We start from the raw sequence: 15205 nt of genomic DNA, 5'->3' as shown, positions 1-15205 counted from the left end.
ATTTCTTCAACGTTTCAATGATTGGATAATTGACCGGGATTTGCGTAAATTCGATCCTTTCCCGAAAACTCACATCATATGAAAATCAAACACCGATACCTGATGCTCATTGGTGGCCTTGCTATTTTTGCAGGCTGCCAGAATAATAAAAGTGTGCCGGCCGAAAAAGCTATTACCGCTGCCGAAATAAAAAAATACATCTCGGCTTTAGCCAATGATTCCATGATGGGCCGCAAACCTTTCACCGCCGGCGAAGACAAGGCGATCAAATACATTTCGGAGCAGTTTAAACTGGCCGGGCTCGAACCGGGCAACAATGGCAGTTATTTCCAGGATGTGCCCATGGTGCAGATCACCAGTACGCCATCCCCTGTCATGGAAATAACCGGCGGTAAAACGCCGCTCAGTCTGCATGCTACTACAGATTTCGTAACCTTCAGCCGCCGCGAGGTTGATTCGGTAACGCTTAAAAACTCACCGCTGGTTTTTGCCGGGTATGGTGTTGTTGCTCCCGAATATCACTGGAATGATTATGCCGGACTTGATGTTAAAGGCAAAACAGTTGTGGTACTGGTGAACGATCCGGGATTTAAAAACGGCGATCCTACATTTTTCAAAGGCGATACGATGACCTACTACGGCCGGTGGACTTACAAATACGAGGAAGCCGCGCGTCAGGGTGCTGCAGGGGTGCTTATCATCCACCAAAAAGAGCCTGCAAGTTATGGATGGGAGGTGGTATCCAACAGTAACACAGGCGCCAAACTTTACCTGCAGCAAAAAGACAAGCATATGAACCGCTGCAAGGTTGAAGGCTGGATCACCGAAGATATGGGTAAAAAGCTTTTAGCTGAAGTGGGCATAACCGGCGATTTCCGCGCCCTGGCCCGTAAAAAAGATTTTAAAGCCATTCCGCTTAAGCAATCAGTTACTTTAACCATTAACAACCAGTTAAAGTATTCCACATCGCACAATGTGATCGGCACACTTAAAGGCAGTTCACAGCCGGGCGAATATGTATTATACACCGCCCATTGGGACCACCTGGGCGTAGGTAAGCCTAACGCCAAAGGTGATAGCATTTACAATGGCGCTGTTGATAATGCCGATGGTGTGGCTGCTATTATCAGTGTGGCCAAAGCATTTAACAAGGCCAAAGAAAAGTCCAAGCGCTCTATTGTATTTTTAGCTGTTACAGCCGAAGAGCAGGGTTTACTGGGTTCGGAATATTATGCCACCCATCCCATTTACCCGGTTAACAAAACAGTTGCCGATCTCAACATGGATGCCCTGGGCGATTACGGCGAAACCAAAGACATTGCTGTAACCGGGAAAGGTCAAAACGATTTGGAAGATTATGTTGACGAAATAGTAAAAGCACAAGGGCTTAGCACTGTTGGCGACAGGCACCCCGGCTCTGGCAGCTACTACCGGTCGGACCATTTTAACTTTGCCAAGGTTGGTGTACCGGCCCTTGACATTAACAATGGCAGCATCAGCGCAGTACACGACGGCAGCTACGGCGAAGCTAAACAAAAAGATTATGGCGACAACCGCTATCACCAACAGGCCGATAATTACACCGATACTATGGATGCCACAGGCATGGCACAGATAGCTAATATCCTTTATGAAGTTGGCACTAAGCTGGGTAACGAAACAACCTTCCCCGGCTGGAAAAATGGCTCGGAGTTTAAGGCGATAAGGGAAAAATCGATGAAGTAAAGTCTCTTAGGGGAGACTTGAAAATGGCCTTCTTAAGCCCTCCCCCTTGGAGAGGGTTTGGGTGAGGTTAAAAAAAATCCACCCCGTAACAGAAGGTGGATTTTTTTTTGATATATAGTGAAACTATACCCTTAAAGGGATTTAGTTGCTCATTTTAGCTATGTTGAAGCTTTCGTAAGCCATTTGCCTGTTGTAATCGTTGGCGATGGTTTTGTAGTTGATCAGGTCGACAATGGTACCGATGAAACAAAAACCAGCTGTGAAAAAATAAAGGATCCCCATACCGATCTGATCGGTCATGAAACGCTGTACACCTGATACACCAAGGAAACCTGCAAGCGTTGCGAACATGATATCCTGCGGATTGCGCCTTTTGCTGGCATAAAATGACATAAAAGTGCGAGCCTGGTTTTCTGTTAATGAGGCAGTAGCCTGTTGCAGAAATGTATATTCTTCGGGAGTGATACCGTCGAAAGACATATATGGATTTTGATAAGCGTTCATTTCAGTAAGTTTTAAAGTTTGCGATTGTTTTATGATATAAAGGTACAGTGGTGCTCATAAAACGCCTAAGGGAGATAGGTTAGCGGAGATAAGTAGTCGGTGAAATGACAGGTTTTAACGGTGAAAAGTAGCGTGGAAATTTTACCGAGGATAGGAGTAGCAATAAAATGTCATTGCTGTAAGAAACGACCTGAGAAATCCCAAAAAAAAACCGTGATGGCGTATAAAGTATATTTTGGTGATAGTGCGCTGGGGCCGCGTTAGTGATAGGAGCGGATACCGGCCTGTGGCTAATGCCTGCGCAGTATGAGCGGATAGCACGGGCCGCAGGCAACGCCCCAATTTATAATATCGATCAAAAACGCACCTAATACTCAAAAACTTACAATCACATCATTATACAGAAAGAAGCAATTGCACGGAAACATGGCCACTCTGTATAGCATGCGATTGCCACGTCGCGCCCTGCTCATACCCCTCCCGCTCCTCGCAATGATATGATTTATAAAATTTAGGTAAGGCTCTTAAACTGATTCCTTTCCAGGAGCCTTGTTTTGGTAAGCACATAAATCCGGTTAAAGATCACTGCTACAGCAGGGATGCCAAGCCAGTGGGCGCGGAACGAATTGCTGATATCGCCGTGGAAAAGATAAATAATACTATGCCCCAGGCCGCAGCCCGGGCACCAGCCTATACCCATCAGCTTAAGAGGGCACAGAGTAAAGTGCGATGCTTCGGTTGGCGAGGTCATCGCCAATGAAAGCATCGCCGCTATCCAGAACAAGAGTTCAAAATATTTTGAAAAATAACGTTTAATCAAGTTTGTTTGCTTTGTTGGTGAATAATAATGATACCGCGAAGGCGAGCAGTACCCCAACTATTAACGCACCAAAAATCCGTTCAGAAAAATCCTTTATGTTAGCACCGGATGACGATACGTAGCTGATATAAAGTATTGAGCCGAAAACGGCGATGATGCCGCCTACAATTAATATTTTAAAACTTTGAAAAAGAGCTTCCAAAAAGCCCATCTGCCCATTACACTCGTTTTTTCGATAACTCATGATGCCGAAAAAAAGCCCGATAGCCGGTATAATAAATGAAAAGTATTCGACTGGGGCCACAACGTCTTTTTGCGGCATAACGCCAAGCCGTGGCATAGCAAAGATCCAGATGATACTTAATACGCCGATGATACCCCCTGATAACACTGCATTCTTCATAATTATATAATTAAGATTGATTTATAAATCGGTATGCGCGTTTACATACATAAATTTATCATTAAAAAGTAAATAAGCCCTCATATTGTTTGCATTAATTTTTAGCCTGGCGCTTTTTTATTTTGGCTTTCCTTTTTTGTTTATCTTTGCCGCGGTTTGAACATCCGTGATATATTAGACAGATATAAGGCTGATGACAGGATAAAAGCGTTGGCTACTGCGCTTAACGCATCAAAAAATCCAAGGGTACAGCTACGTGGTTTGGTGGGATCAAGCGATTCGGCCATGGCGGTAGCATTGTATTTTTTGCAGCACAAACACATGGTATTTGTACTGCCCGACCGCGAAGAAGCAGGTTATTTCCAGGCCGACCTGGAAAACCTTACCGGTAAAGAAGCCCTGCTGTTCCCTTCATCATACCGCAAGCCTTTTGAATTTACCCAGCCCGATAGCAGTAATGTACTGGCCCGTGCCGAGGTATTGAATGAGCTTAACCACAGCTCAGAATATGGCCAGCTCATTGTAACTTATCCCGAGGCTTTGGCCGAAAAGGTGATCGATCGTTCATCGCTTGAAAAAAACACCCTCGAAATAGCCGTTAGCAACAAGCTCAGTATTGATTTCATCAACGAGTTTTTGATAGAGTATGATTTTGAACGGGTTGATTTTGTATATGAGCCGGGGCAATTTTCTATCCGTGGCGGTATTGTTGATATCTTCTCTTTTTCGCATATGCTCCCCTACCGGGTTGAGTTTTTTGGTGATTTCATTGAGTCGATCCGTACGTTTGAAATCGAGAGCCAACTATCGGTTGAGCATGTTAAAAGCATTACCATTGTTCCCAACGTACAATCTAAATTTCTAACGGAGAATAATATCTCCCTGCTTGAATATGTTGAAGCAGGTACACAGGTGTGGATCAAAGACGTTCAGTTTACGCTGGACATTATCCAAACCGGTTATAAAAAGGCTGTAAACCTTTGGAAAGCCCTCTCTGCAGATGAAAAAGCACAAAACCCTGATTGGATTGACCCCAAATTTGGTTTTACCGACGAAAAACTGATCGGTGATCAGTTGCATGATTTCCCTGTGGTAGAGTTTGGGAAGCAGTTTTTTTACCATGACGCTACCGCTATCAATTTTGATATGCGCCCGCAACCATCGTTTAATAAAGATTTTACGCTGCTCATTCACAATTTCAAAAACAACGAGGCTGATAAGATAGAGAACTTCATCTTTACCGATTCGGCCAAACAAGTTGAGCGCTTATACGCCATTTTGGACGACCTGGACAAAACGGTAAAATTTACGCCGGTAAGCATCTCCATACGCGAAGGCTTCATTGATCACGAGCAAAAGATAGCCTGCTATACCGATCACCAGATCTTTGACCGTTACTATAAATACAAAACCCGCAAGGGCTATCAGCGTTCCCAAGCTATTACGCTGAAAGAGCTCCGCGACCTTAAACCTGGCGATTATGTTACCCATATTGACCACGGTATAGGCAAATATGCGGGCTTGGAAAAGGTTGACGTGAACGGCAAACAACAGGAAATGATCCGCCTGATTTATGCTGATAACGACCTGCTGTATGTGAACATCAACTCACTTAACCGCATTTCCAAATTTAGCGGCAAAGAAGGCTCCGTTCCCAAAATGAACAAGCTGGGTACCGACACCTGGGAACGTTTGAAGAAAACAACAAAAAAAAAAGTTAAGGACATAGCCCGCGACCTGATCAAGCTTTACGCCCTTCGTAAAGCCCAGCATGGCAATGCCTTTTCGCCCGATAGCTACCTGCAAACCGAGCTGGAGGCATCGTTCCTGTACGAGGACACTCCCGACCAGGAAAAAGCCACTGCCGATTTTAAAAAAGATATGGAATCGCCCCACCCTATGGACCGCCTTATTTGCGGCGACGTGGGTTTTGGCAAAACCGAAGTTGCGGTCCGTGCTGCTTTCAAAGCCGTTGCCGATAGCAAGCAGGTGGCCATTCTGGTACCAACAACCATCCTGGTAGCGCAGCACTACAAAACTTTTACCGACAGGCTCAAAGGTTTTCCTGCCAATATTGATTATGTTAACCGCTTTAAATCAACCCGGCAGATCAAGGATACCCTGGAGAAACTAAAAGAAGGTAAAGTAGATATCATCATAGGCACACATCGTTTGGTAAGCAAGGATGTGAAATTTAAAGACCTTGGCCTGATGATCATTGACGAAGAGCAGAAGTTTGGCGTATCGACCAAAGAGAAGCTGAAACAGATGCGCGCTAATGTGGATACGCTTACCTTAACGGCAACGCCCATTCCGCGAACGCTTCATTTTTCGTTAATGGGTGCACGCGACCTTTCTATTATATCAACTCCGCCGCCAAACCGCCAGCCGGTTGTTACCGAGCTGCACGTATTTAATGATAAGTTGATTAAGGAAGCTGTTGAATTTGAAATAGACCGCGGCGGGCAGGTGTTCTTTATCCACAATCGCGTGGCCGATCTGCCGCAATTGGGCGGCATGATCCGTAAGCTGGTACCGAAAGCCCGTATAGGTATAGCCCACGGCCAATTGGAAGGTGACGATCTGGAAGATGTAATGCTTAAATTCGTGAACCACGAGTATGATGTGTTGGTAGCTACAACCATTATTGAGGCCGGCCTGGACATTCCCAATGCCAATACCATTATCATCAACTACGCCCATATGTTTGGATTGAGCGACCTGCACCAGATGCGCGGCCGTGTGGGCAGGAGTAATAAAAAGGCGTATTGTTATTTGCTAAGTCCGCCTTTGTCAACGTTAACCAGCGAGGCGCGCAAGCGCCTGAGCGCCATTGAAGAATTCAGCGACCTGGGCAGCGGCTTCAATGTGGCTATGAGGGATTTGGACATCCGCGGCAGCGGTAACCTGCTTGGCGCCGAACAAAGCGGCTTCATTGCCGAAATTGGCTTTGAAATGTATCATAAGATCCTCGACGAAGCCATACAGGAACTTAAGGAAGATGAGTTTAAAGGCGTATTCCCAGAGGATAAGCCCCGCCCCTACATTTCTTTTACCCAAATTGATACCGACCTGGAGATCCTCATCCCCGATGAGTATGTAACCAATCTCTCCGAGCGATATAACCTGTATACCGAGCTTTCCAAACTGGAAAACGAGGTAGAATTACAGGCCTTTCAACAAAAACTGAACGACCGTTTTGGCCCGGTGCCGGCCCAGGTTGACGGTTTACTCAATACCCTACGCCTGCAATGGCTGGGCAAGGCCATTGGTTTTGAAAAAATCTCGCTCAAGAAAAACGTTTTGCGTGGTTATTTTATCACTAACCAGCAATCAAGTTACTTTGAAACCGAGGTCTTCCGTAATGTGCTCGACTTTGTGAAGAATAACCCAAGGCGCACCAATTTGAAAGAAGTTAAAAACACGCTCCGATTGGGCATTGAGGGAATTGATAGTGTTGACGAGGCGGTGAGCATGCTGAGCGAAGTGGCGGGGATAATATAACCATCTCTTGTTGTCGTGCCCCACAACAACATAATGTCTTTCTATGCATTGGGATTCCAACAATGGTGAAAAGTTGTGGTGAGGACCTGACAACAGGTATGCAAAGGAAAATAATGATTGCACAGGTGCATCTTCGCTTATAACGATACACCCTTTTCGTAATATCCTTTTATGGTTACGAGCATGATATGCAAAATAGGCAAATGTTATACGTGATCGATTATATCCAATTAAAAAAGCACGACGGGCCAGTATATTTTCTCAAAGCCTCTGCAAACATTTACAAAAGCGGTACCGTCCACCGGCTGCATCCAACCGTAATTTAAGTTCTGTAAGCCCTGGTTATTTTTATCCAGTACTATTCCCGATTCAAAAACCATATGCCCATCCCGTATAAGGTAAAAAGAACTGTTTACTGTAGCCATATCATCATTTTCACGATATTTAAAAACCCAGTTTTTTTTCATTTGAGCCAGTAGGGTTCTGCTATTTGTTTTCCAGCAAATCCTTTTTCTCATAAGAGGATTAAGACCGTCAAAATCTTCGGGCGCAATTACTATATAGGCAGTCCAATCGTCTTTTGAAAAATCACAATTTGAAAAGAGCTGTAACCTTTCGCCCGGCTTTACTTTAGGCAATAAGGGATTGAGCCTATTATTATTAATCTGCGACACCGGAATAGCGAGGTTATAGCCAGTTAATGACATAACAACAACTATTAAAAGCAGGATAGCAACCAGACTGATAAATATTCTTTTCATTAATTGAGAAATGCTGATTGCTTAAAAAAAACAGCCCTTTCTATTAAACAGTAAAGCTACCGATTTTCACCGGTAGCTTTACTATAAAATGAGTCTCTCTGTAAATTAATAAACCGCTAAGCTGTAATTAAGCGTTTGTCCTTCTTGCAAAAACAAATTCGGTGCTTTTGCTTTGTCTGAGTCGTTGATAACGCCATCGTTATTGGTATCTTTAAATTTCACTGAGCCAATTATCGCTGCAGGTGTTTGTTTAGGGCTGCTGTCAATATCGGCCTGGGTTTTAAAAATACCTATCGGAATCAGTCCATTGTAATAGCTTTTTTGGGTTCCTTTTTCAGCAACAATGTAATACTCTCCTATATAGGCAACTACTGCAGTCGCTTTTCCTGACGCATCCGTAGTAAGTGTGTATGAGGGCGCTTCCCCGGTATTGGGTTTATTTACATCATCATACAGTTTTACTGTTGCACCTGCCGATGCAGCGCCGGTCTGGCCATCAGTTATGGTAATAGCAACAGTTGAAGTAGCCGGCCCTTTTTTATCACATGAAGAAAACAAAAACGATGCTGCTATGCAGCCTGATAAAAGTAAAGATGTATATTTCATAAACCCTAAAACGAAACAAGGGAGCTATTGTTTTAATCAGTTGTTAAAAAAATTACCCGTAATGTACTATCCCTCAATAGCAACCGCTACATTTTCTGTTAAGATCCGTTTATTCTTATCCTAATTTTTTATAAATATCTTTTAAATTACGCCCCATTTCCTTGTAATCAAGGCCATAACCTACTACAAATTCGTTTTCTATTTCAAAGCCTACATACTTAAGCTCCTCTATCTTTTTTTGAAGAGCGGCCGGCTTTAATAATAATGAGCATAACCTTAATGAGGCGGGCTCTCTTTCCTTCAGTTTCTGGATTAGATAGTGAGCTGTATTGCCCGTATCAACAATATCTTCAATAATAACTACATCGCGTCCCTTAATATCAACCGTTAAATCAATATCTTCCCGTATTTTTAGCTTACTGGAGGTGCCACCATAGTATGATGCTAATTTGGTGAAGTTAATTTCGCATGGAATACTCACTTGTTTGATCAGGTCGGCTGTAAAAAGAAAGCTGCCGCTGAGTACCCCTATAAAAACGGGTATGCTATTATTATAATCTTCATTTAATTGTATGCCAATGGCTTTAACACGTTCTTCAATCTTATCGGCAGTTAGTAGTATCTCAAATTCCAGATCGGCTATTTGTTTTGTCATTGGGTTTAGTTTGTGTTTTTTAAAGGCAGTATAATTCCGCCGTTTACATTAATCCCGGCGAAATTGGATTTTAAGCGCCTAAAATACTATTAATCACTTACAATAGCGTGAAAAATAATTGTGACATATAAGCTTATCTTTGCAGCCGAATGATTGACTATCAACTTTATACTTTACCTAATGGTATCCGCATACTGTATAAGCACTGGCCATCGGCAATTACACATTGTTGCTTTATTGTAAACGCGGGATCGCGCGATGAAGCTCCGGGACAGGAAGGCCTTGCCCATTTTATTGAGCACCTGCTGTTTAAAGAAACCGAACGCCGTAACACCAGCCAGATCCTCAACAGGCTCGAGCTTGTTGGCGCCGATCTTAACGCTTATACCACTAAAGAATATACCTGCATCCACGCGTCGTTGCTTAACCAGCACCTTGACCGCACTATGGATCTTTTTGAGGATATATTATTTCATTCCACGTTCCCGGATGATGAACAGGAGAAAGAGCGCGGTGTCATTTTAGATGAAATAGCTTCCTATCTTGACCAACCGGAAGAAGCCATACAGGATGATTTTGAAGAGCTGCTGTTTAAGGAGCACCCCATGGGGCAAAACATTTTAGGTACGCCCGAAACCGTTGGCAGGCTTAACGGGGACGACATCCGGGGGTTTATAGCGGCAAACTATAATACAACCGAAATGATCTTTGCTGTACACGGCAATTATGAGTTCAGGAAACTGGTGGCCATGTCTGAAAAGTATTTCGGCCATGTGCCTTTAAATGAGCTTAAAAAAAATCGGGTAATGCCCGTACAAAGTAAAGGTAGTATCCATATCGTTAACAAACCTATCTCACAAACGCACTGTATTATAGGCACACAGGCTTATTCATCGTCGCATGAGCATAAATGGGGCTTATTATTACTTAACAACCTCCTGGGCGGGGTGGGCATGAGCAGCAGGCTCAACCTCGAAATCAGGGAAAAACATGGTATAGCCTATACTGTCGAATCAAATTACACCCCCTTAACCGATACCGGCATCTTCTCTATTTACTTTGGTACCGATACCGAAAAAGTGAACAAAGCTTCAAAACTGATTCATAAGGAACTGAAAAAGCTGCGTGAACAAAAGCTGGGCACATTGCAATTGCACCAGGCCCGGCAAAAGTTTATCGGGCAAATAGCATTAGCGGAAGAAAACCGCATGAGCCTCATTATAGCCATGGCCAAAAGTATGATTGATTTTAACCGTGTTGACACTCTCGAAGAGATCTTTGCAAAAATTAACCTGGTAAGTGCCGAGCAATTGCTGACCATCAGCAATGAAATTTTTGATAATAACCGCCTGATCACTTTGCTATTTGAGCCTAAGCAATAATCCTTTATTTTTGCAAGATGAAGTATCCTATCATTGCCTACGGTGATCCTGTTTTAAGAAAGAAAGCAACAGCTATTGAGCCCGATGAGTATCCGCATATAAAAGAACTGGTTGAAAATATGTTTGAAACCATGTACGCGGCCCGTGGTGTTGGTCTGGCAGCGCCGCAGGTAGGCATGTCAATGCGTTTATTTGTGGTGGATGCCACCCCTTTTGATGATGACGAACCGGAACTGAAAGATTTCAAAAAAGCGTTCATCAATGCTACCATACTGGAAGAAACCGGTGAGGAATGGGGTTTTAACGAAGGCTGCCTGAGCATTCCGGATATTCGTGAAGATGTATACCGCAAGCCGGTTGTACGCATGTCATACTATGACGAGAACTGGAAACACCATGAAGAAACTTTTAAGGGCATGGCCGCGCGTGTTATCCAGCATGAATATGACCATATTGAAGGCAAACTGTTTACCGATAAGCTAAGTCCGCTGCGTAAACGGCTTATCGAAAAAAAGCTTAACGATATTTCAAAAGGAATGGTTGATGTGGATTATAAAATGAAGTTTCCCAACGTTAAAAAAGGAAGATAATACCTTACCCAAAGCATATGAAAAGCCGCCATACAGCGGCTTTTTCTTTTTATATATTTTTATAAATATTTAACCACGCCTGTAAAAATTACAACACTATACCATTGCATTAAACCAATCGGCGTAATTTCGGTCTTTGTTTTGGCATTTTTAATGCGTTATATTTACACAACCAATCATAAAAATCATAAACCAATGACTACCAGACGATCTTTCCTAAAAACTTCGGCGCTACTTTCAGCAGGCCTGTTGGCAGCTCCTAATTTGTTTGCATATGATAAAAAATATATAGGCTTACAATTATATACTGTGCGTGATGCAATGGCTGCCGACCCTGTTGCTGCATTGGCAAAGGTTGCCAAAACAGGTTTCACATCTGTTGAAGGTGCAACTTATACCGGTACCGAATTGTTTTATGGCATGCGCCCCGGCGATTTTGCAAATGTTTTAAAACAGAACGGCCTCATCATGCCCAGCGCGCATTACCGTTTAGGCGAGGAGCTGGTTAACGGCGAACAACAAAAAGGAACCATCATGAACGACTGGAAAAAAGCCGTTGATGACGCCGCCGAAGCCGGTGTGCAATACATGGTTTGCGCATATCTTTCACAATCTGAACGCGGCAATCTTGACCATTATAAAAACGTGGCCAACATGCTTGATATAGCCGGCGAAACCTGTAAAGGCGCAGGTATCCAGCTTTGCTATCACAACCACGACTTTGAATTTATACAGGAAAACGGTAAATACCCATATGAGATCCTTTTGGAGAACACCGATAAAGACCTGGTAAAAATGGAAATGGACCTGTATTGGGTTAATAAAGCAAACCAGGACCCAATCGCCCTTATTGATAAACACCCGGGCCGTTTCCCGCTTTGGCATGTTAAGGATATGGACAAAACCCCTGAAAAGAAATTTACTGAAGTTGGCAACGGGGTTATCGACTTTAAAAAGATCTTTACCCAGGCTAAAAAATCAGGCCTCAAATATTTCTTTGTTGAGCAGGATGTTTGCCCGGGCGATCCGTTTGTAAGCATTGCACAAAGTATCAGTTATATTAAAAAGAACCTGGTGTAATATTGCTTTTACACCGATATCCTGAAGGCCTGCATTTAAAACAAATGGCAGGCCTTTTTTATTCTACAAGGGCAAATTGTTTTATAACACATTTAACGGCAAAGGAAAATGAGCGCAACTATAATCAAATACCTCATAGTCATTTTGATGGCTTCGCTTCTTTTTGCCTGTGTTGCTGAAGCGCAAACCGATAAACAGCCGATTCAGGCCGCACAGCAACATGTTACCTGCCTTTAAGGTCTGGCGGGATTTGAAGCTCAATGATGAGCGGTTCTTTTTTTGCCCCTGTTCCTACGCTCCCTGAACCGGTTAAAGAAAACAAAAGCCAGCAAACAGAGTACACAACCGCAAATGCCATTCAGGCGCAGGCCATAATCGTTGCCCGGGTCTTTTCCGTAAATGGTTAAAAACGCAAACAATGCAATACCCAGTGTTTGGCCCAGTTTTACAAACAGGTATTTAACCGCAAAAAACATCCCCTCGCGATTCTCGCCGGTACGTTTAGCCTCGTTCTGTGCTATTTCGGCAAGTATCGCATTGGGCAAAATACCCAGCGAGGCCAGCGGAAACGATGCGCTGATAACCAGCGTATAGATTTGCACCTGCGGTGTAAATGGAAGTTTGCCCAGGAAAAATATCGCTACAAAAATCAAACTCAGTAGCCCGAACGAAAAAAGCACGATAGGTTTTTTGCCAATCTTTTGCGACAGGTAATTAACCAGCGGATAAAACAGCAGTGATACCAATACCATCGTAGCCATAAGTTCTCCGCCCATAGATTCGGGCAGATTTAACAACGATTTTAAAAAAAACAGTAAGCCGCTTGATATGATGCTTAATGCCATATAGTAAGAAAAATCGGATATTAGGTAATATTTGAAATTCCGGTTTTCAAAGGTTTTTTGAATAGCAGGCAATAGCGGCAAGTGCGATGGGTGACCGTTTGAATACCGTTTTTCGTCAATGGTGAATACAGGCACGAGCATCACCAGCCCGGCAAATATGGCCAGCCCCCAAATGGTGTACTGTACGGAGGTATCGCGATTGAGGGTACCGGCAAAGCGTTGTACCCAGTCGGCAAAGTTATTGACCATGGCCGATAGGATAATCCCTATCACAAAACCCACCTGTTGTAATGATGATAGTTTAACCCTTTCGCTGCCCGTGCGGGTAAGCTCCGGCAGCAGGGCGTTGTACGGGATAATATAGGCCGTAGCACCCATAAAAAAGCAAATAAGCGTAAAGGTAAGCCAGTAAGCGTTATGGATACTTTCGCCCTTTACCATGGGGTAAAAGGTTAATCCGCAAAATAAAGCTGCAGGTAAAACAGCCCATTGCATAAAAGGAATGCGCCGCCCACGACGATTTTCGCTTTTATCACTTAGCGAGGCAATAAAAGGATCAAAAAAAGCATCCACCAACCGCCCGGAAGCTGTAATCACAGACATGATATTGAACAGGCCAAAAAGCAACAATTGAGGTACCAGCGTAGTAAGCCCGGCATTGTTTGGCGGCAGGTAAAAGTAAGGCAGCATCACAATGATAATATTGGTCATGATGCTCCACCCTATCATTCCGCAGGCATAAGCAAGCTGTTTGGAAAGTGGTAGTTTATTGGCTGGCATTTAATGCAATATGCAAATATTACATCAATATATAATGGAGGTTTAACCGGTTGTTTTACAACCCTGCGTAATAATCATAACCCTGTTCGGCCCAGTAATCGCGGGGGCGGTTATTACTGAAAGTAATGCTGCCTATCCGTTTCAGGTTTTTGATGCCATATTTTACAGGGATAATGAGCCTTAGCGGTGCGCCATGCTTTGGAGGCAAGGGTTTTTCGTTAACCTCATAGGCCAGCAGGGTTTGCGGGTGCATAGCGCTTTGCATGTCAACGCCCACGTAATATTCCTTGTCAGGCGTTTCCATGCCTACATACTCAAACCGGGTTTCGGCATCAAGCTTAAAGTGAGCTATAAAATCGCTAAATTTTACACCGCCCCAGTGCGAAATCTGGTCCCAGCCCTCTACGCACTTAAAATCATAAATGATCTCGGTTTTAGGAAGTTTCTTTATTTCATCGATACCGATATTCAAGAGCTCACCGTTCTGCTTTTTGACCGACAGTTTCCAGTTGTCTACATCAATCAAACCATCCGAGCCTATATCACTGTTGTGGCGCACCACCTTCGCCGCCATTTCCTTTGGATAGGTTTTTACCAGGTTTTTATTGCTGTATAGCTGGCGAACCACCTTTTCGTTGGCATTAAGCACCGCACGTAATGGCTTGTGGGCATCTCCTGTAATGCCCGGCACCTCATTGGGCGAAGTATAAAGCCAGCGCCAGCCGCCATATGCGGCACCGCCCAATACCAGGAAGCTGCCGAAGGAGATAAAATTGCGCCGGCTGATCTTCTGCTCAACGGTAAGCTCCTTTTTGGGGCCTTTGTTTTTACTGAAACCCTTATTCAGCTTTTTCATTAGTTTCATCGTTTTGAATTTGAATAGCGGGCTGCGGTTTTTCATCTATCACCTCAAACCCCGAAATAACCGACCTGAAATTATTCCAGCCGGCAAGTATTACCTGTACAACATGCACCAGGAAAAAAAGCACATAGCCAATAGTAAGCACAAAATGCCAGATACGGGCCAGGTGGTACCCGCCGCAGAGCCAGGCCAAATAATTAAACTGTACCGGTTTGTAAATAGCCAGCCCTGTTATCAGCGAGCCAAAGCCCATAACAATAATAGCCGTATAGGCAATACGCTGGGCCGCATTGTATTTGTTTTGAGGTGGGGCCGTTTTGCGGATATGCAGGTCGTGCAAAACCACCAGCCAGGCTTCTTTAAACGAGTGCCGGCTTGGCAACAGCTCCCGCCACCGGCCCGATATAATGGTATATGTAACATACAGAAAGCCGTTCAGCGCAAAAAACCACATAAACAAAAAGTGGAAAGCCATGCCCTCGGCCAGCCGCCGGGGAATGTGCAGCGCATCATAAAAACCCTGCGGAAAAAAGCGAATAAAAGTAACACCGAAGAGCGTGAACGTGTAAGTATCGTTGGCCCAGTAAATGAGTAAGCCACTCCAGATCATGATGGTGAGGATGGGGAAGTTTACCCAATGCGTCCAACGCATTAACAGGGTGTGTTTCTCTTTAATTACTTTCATCTA

The 15205-nt window shown here is 43.9% G+C and carries 15 protein-coding genes; 6 read left to right on the top strand and 9 right to left on the bottom strand.

Annotation, left to right across the window (positions count from 1 at the left end; genetic code table 11):
- Positions 1-78: 78 nt before the first annotated feature.
- Entirely contained in the window at positions 79-1725 is a 1647-nt protein-coding gene (locus BLP33_RS22735) for a M28 family metallopeptidase (RefSeq protein ID WP_090533471.1), read from the top strand.
- Positions 1726-1866: 141 nt separating this feature from the next.
- On the opposite strand, the gene BLP33_RS22730 is transcribed toward BLP33_RS22735, so the two are convergent.
- From BLP33_RS22730 to BLP33_RS22720, 3 genes are all read right to left on the bottom strand, one after another.
- The gene (locus BLP33_RS22730) at positions 1867-2229 is read right to left on the bottom strand and encodes a TM2 domain-containing protein (RefSeq protein ID WP_090533469.1); all 363 of its coding nucleotides are present in this window, start codon (positions 2227-2229) and stop codon (positions 1867-1869) included.
- A 511-nt stretch (positions 2230-2740) separates the two neighbouring features.
- The gene (locus tag BLP33_RS22725) at positions 2741-3049 is read right to left on the bottom strand and encodes a DUF2752 domain-containing protein (protein WP_254780226.1); all 309 of its coding nucleotides are present in this window, start codon (positions 3047-3049) and stop codon (positions 2741-2743) included.
- On the bottom strand, positions 3042-3452 hold the full coding sequence (locus tag BLP33_RS22720) for a DUF4199 domain-containing protein (RefSeq protein WP_090533467.1): 411 nt from the start codon (positions 3450-3452) through the stop codon (positions 3042-3044). Before BLP33_RS22720 ends, BLP33_RS22725 begins: the two co-directional genes overlap by 8 nt.
- Before the next feature lie 156 nt (positions 3453-3608).
- On the opposite strand from BLP33_RS22720, the gene mfd reads away from it, so the two are divergent.
- Positions 3609-6956, top strand: a complete 3348-nt coding sequence (mfd, locus tag BLP33_RS22715; protein WP_090533465.1) for a transcription-repair coupling factor — start codon at positions 3609-3611, stop codon at positions 6954-6956.
- Positions 6957-7186: 230 nt separating this feature from the next.
- Here the strand turns inward: mfd and BLP33_RS22710 are convergent, their stop codons facing one another.
- The 3 genes from BLP33_RS22710 to hpt all read right to left on the bottom strand — a co-directional run bounded on the left by BLP33_RS22710 (position 7187) and on the right by hpt (position 8978).
- Positions 7187-7717 (bottom strand): hypothetical protein, encoded by a 531-nt coding sequence (locus BLP33_RS22710; protein ID WP_090533463.1) that lies wholly within the window; start codon positions 7715-7717, stop codon positions 7187-7189.
- A gap of 105 nt (positions 7718-7822) precedes the next feature.
- Positions 7823-8323: a hypothetical protein gene (locus BLP33_RS22705; RefSeq protein ID WP_090533461.1), complete on the bottom strand. Its 501-nt coding sequence runs from the start codon at positions 8321-8323 to the stop codon at positions 7823-7825.
- A 115-nt stretch (positions 8324-8438) separates the two neighbouring features.
- On the bottom strand, positions 8439-8978 hold the full coding sequence (hpt, locus tag BLP33_RS22700; RefSeq protein WP_090533458.1) for a hypoxanthine phosphoribosyltransferase: 540 nt from the start codon (positions 8976-8978) through the stop codon (positions 8439-8441).
- Positions 8979-9130: 152 nt separating this feature from the next.
- On the opposite strand from hpt, the gene BLP33_RS22695 reads away from it, so the two are divergent.
- From BLP33_RS22695 to BLP33_RS27815, 4 genes are all read left to right on the top strand, one after another.
- On the top strand, positions 9131-10360 hold the full coding sequence (locus BLP33_RS22695; protein WP_175490101.1) for a M16 family metallopeptidase: 1230 nt from the start codon (positions 9131-9133) through the stop codon (positions 10358-10360).
- Positions 10361-10377: 17 nt separating this feature from the next.
- Positions 10378-10950 carry a peptide deformylase gene (gene def / locus BLP33_RS22690; protein WP_090533454.1) on the top strand — a complete coding sequence of 191 codons (573 nt, stop codon included), beginning with the start codon at positions 10378-10380 and terminating at the stop codon, positions 10948-10950.
- A 195-nt stretch (positions 10951-11145) separates the two neighbouring features.
- Entirely contained in the window at positions 11146-12030 is an 885-nt protein-coding gene (locus tag BLP33_RS22685; RefSeq protein ID WP_090533817.1) for a sugar phosphate isomerase/epimerase family protein, read from the top strand.
- Positions 12031-12138: 108 nt separating this feature from the next.
- Positions 12139-12267, top strand: a complete 129-nt coding sequence (locus BLP33_RS27815) for a hypothetical protein (protein WP_256382338.1) — start codon at positions 12139-12141, stop codon at positions 12265-12267.
- Between the two features lie 20 nt (positions 12268-12287).
- On the opposite strand, the gene BLP33_RS22680 is transcribed toward BLP33_RS27815, so the two are convergent.
- From BLP33_RS22680 to BLP33_RS22670, 3 genes are read right to left on the bottom strand one after another with little or no spacing between them, the layout of a single operon-like run.
- Complete coding sequence (locus BLP33_RS22680; protein ID WP_090533451.1) at positions 12288-13655, bottom strand: MFS transporter; 1368 nt, start codon at positions 13653-13655, stop codon at positions 12288-12290.
- A 55-nt stretch (positions 13656-13710) separates the two neighbouring features.
- Entirely contained in the window at positions 13711-14511 is an 801-nt protein-coding gene (locus tag BLP33_RS22675) for a molybdopterin-dependent oxidoreductase (RefSeq protein ID WP_090533450.1), read from the bottom strand.
- Positions 14495-15202, bottom strand: coding sequence for a cytochrome b/b6 domain-containing protein (locus BLP33_RS22670; RefSeq protein WP_175490093.1), 708 nt, complete (start codon positions 15200-15202; stop codon positions 14495-14497). Before BLP33_RS22670 ends, BLP33_RS22675 begins: the two co-directional genes overlap by 17 nt.
- Between the last annotated feature and the right edge of the window lie 3 nt (positions 15203-15205).

Source organism: Mucilaginibacter sp. NFR10, from assembly GCF_900100445.1.
Taxonomy (GTDB): domain Bacteria; phylum Bacteroidota; class Bacteroidia; order Sphingobacteriales; family Sphingobacteriaceae; genus Mucilaginibacter; species Mucilaginibacter rubeus.
The sequence above is the reverse complement of the archived record's forward strand: the minus strand, read 5'-3'. Positions and strand labels throughout refer to the sequence as shown.

What these genes read in the sequence shown, in the direction of transcription:
- BLP33_RS22705 (WP_090533461.1), bottom strand. Translation starts at nt 8,323, where the DNA reads ATGAAATATACATCTTTACTTTTATCAGGCTGCATAGCAGCATCGTTT.
- BLP33_RS22730 (WP_090533469.1), bottom strand. Translation starts at nt 2,229, where the DNA reads ATGAACGCTTATCAAAATCCATATATGTCTTTCGACGGTATCACTCCC.
- BLP33_RS22680 (WP_090533451.1), bottom strand. Translation starts at nt 13,655, where the DNA reads ATGCCAGCCAATAAACTACCACTTTCCAAACAGCTTGCTTATGCCTGC.
- BLP33_RS22735 (WP_090533471.1), top strand. Translation starts at nt 79, where the DNA reads ATGAAAATCAAACACCGATACCTGATGCTCATTGGTGGCCTTGCTATT.
- BLP33_RS22675 (WP_090533450.1), bottom strand. Translation starts at nt 14,511, where the DNA reads ATGAAAAAGCTGAATAAGGGTTTCAGTAAAAACAAAGGCCCCAAAAAG.
- BLP33_RS27815 (WP_256382338.1), top strand. Translation starts at nt 12,139, where the DNA reads ATGAGCGCAACTATAATCAAATACCTCATAGTCATTTTGATGGCTTCG.
- BLP33_RS22710 (WP_090533463.1), bottom strand. Translation starts at nt 7,717, where the DNA reads ATGAAAAGAATATTTATCAGTCTGGTTGCTATCCTGCTTTTAATAGTT.
- def (WP_090533454.1), top strand. Translation starts at nt 10,378, where the DNA reads ATGAAGTATCCTATCATTGCCTACGGTGATCCTGTTTTAAGAAAGAAA.
- hpt (WP_090533458.1), bottom strand. Translation starts at nt 8,978, where the DNA reads ATGACAAAACAAATAGCCGATCTGGAATTTGAGATACTACTAACTGCC.
- BLP33_RS22670 (WP_175490093.1), bottom strand. Translation starts at nt 15,202, where the DNA reads ATGAAAGTAATTAAAGAGAAACACACCCTGTTAATGCGTTGGACGCAT.
- BLP33_RS22720 (WP_090533467.1), bottom strand. Translation starts at nt 3,452, where the DNA reads ATGAAGAATGCAGTGTTATCAGGGGGTATCATCGGCGTATTAAGTATC.
- BLP33_RS22685 (WP_090533817.1), top strand. Translation starts at nt 11,146, where the DNA reads ATGACTACCAGACGATCTTTCCTAAAAACTTCGGCGCTACTTTCAGCA.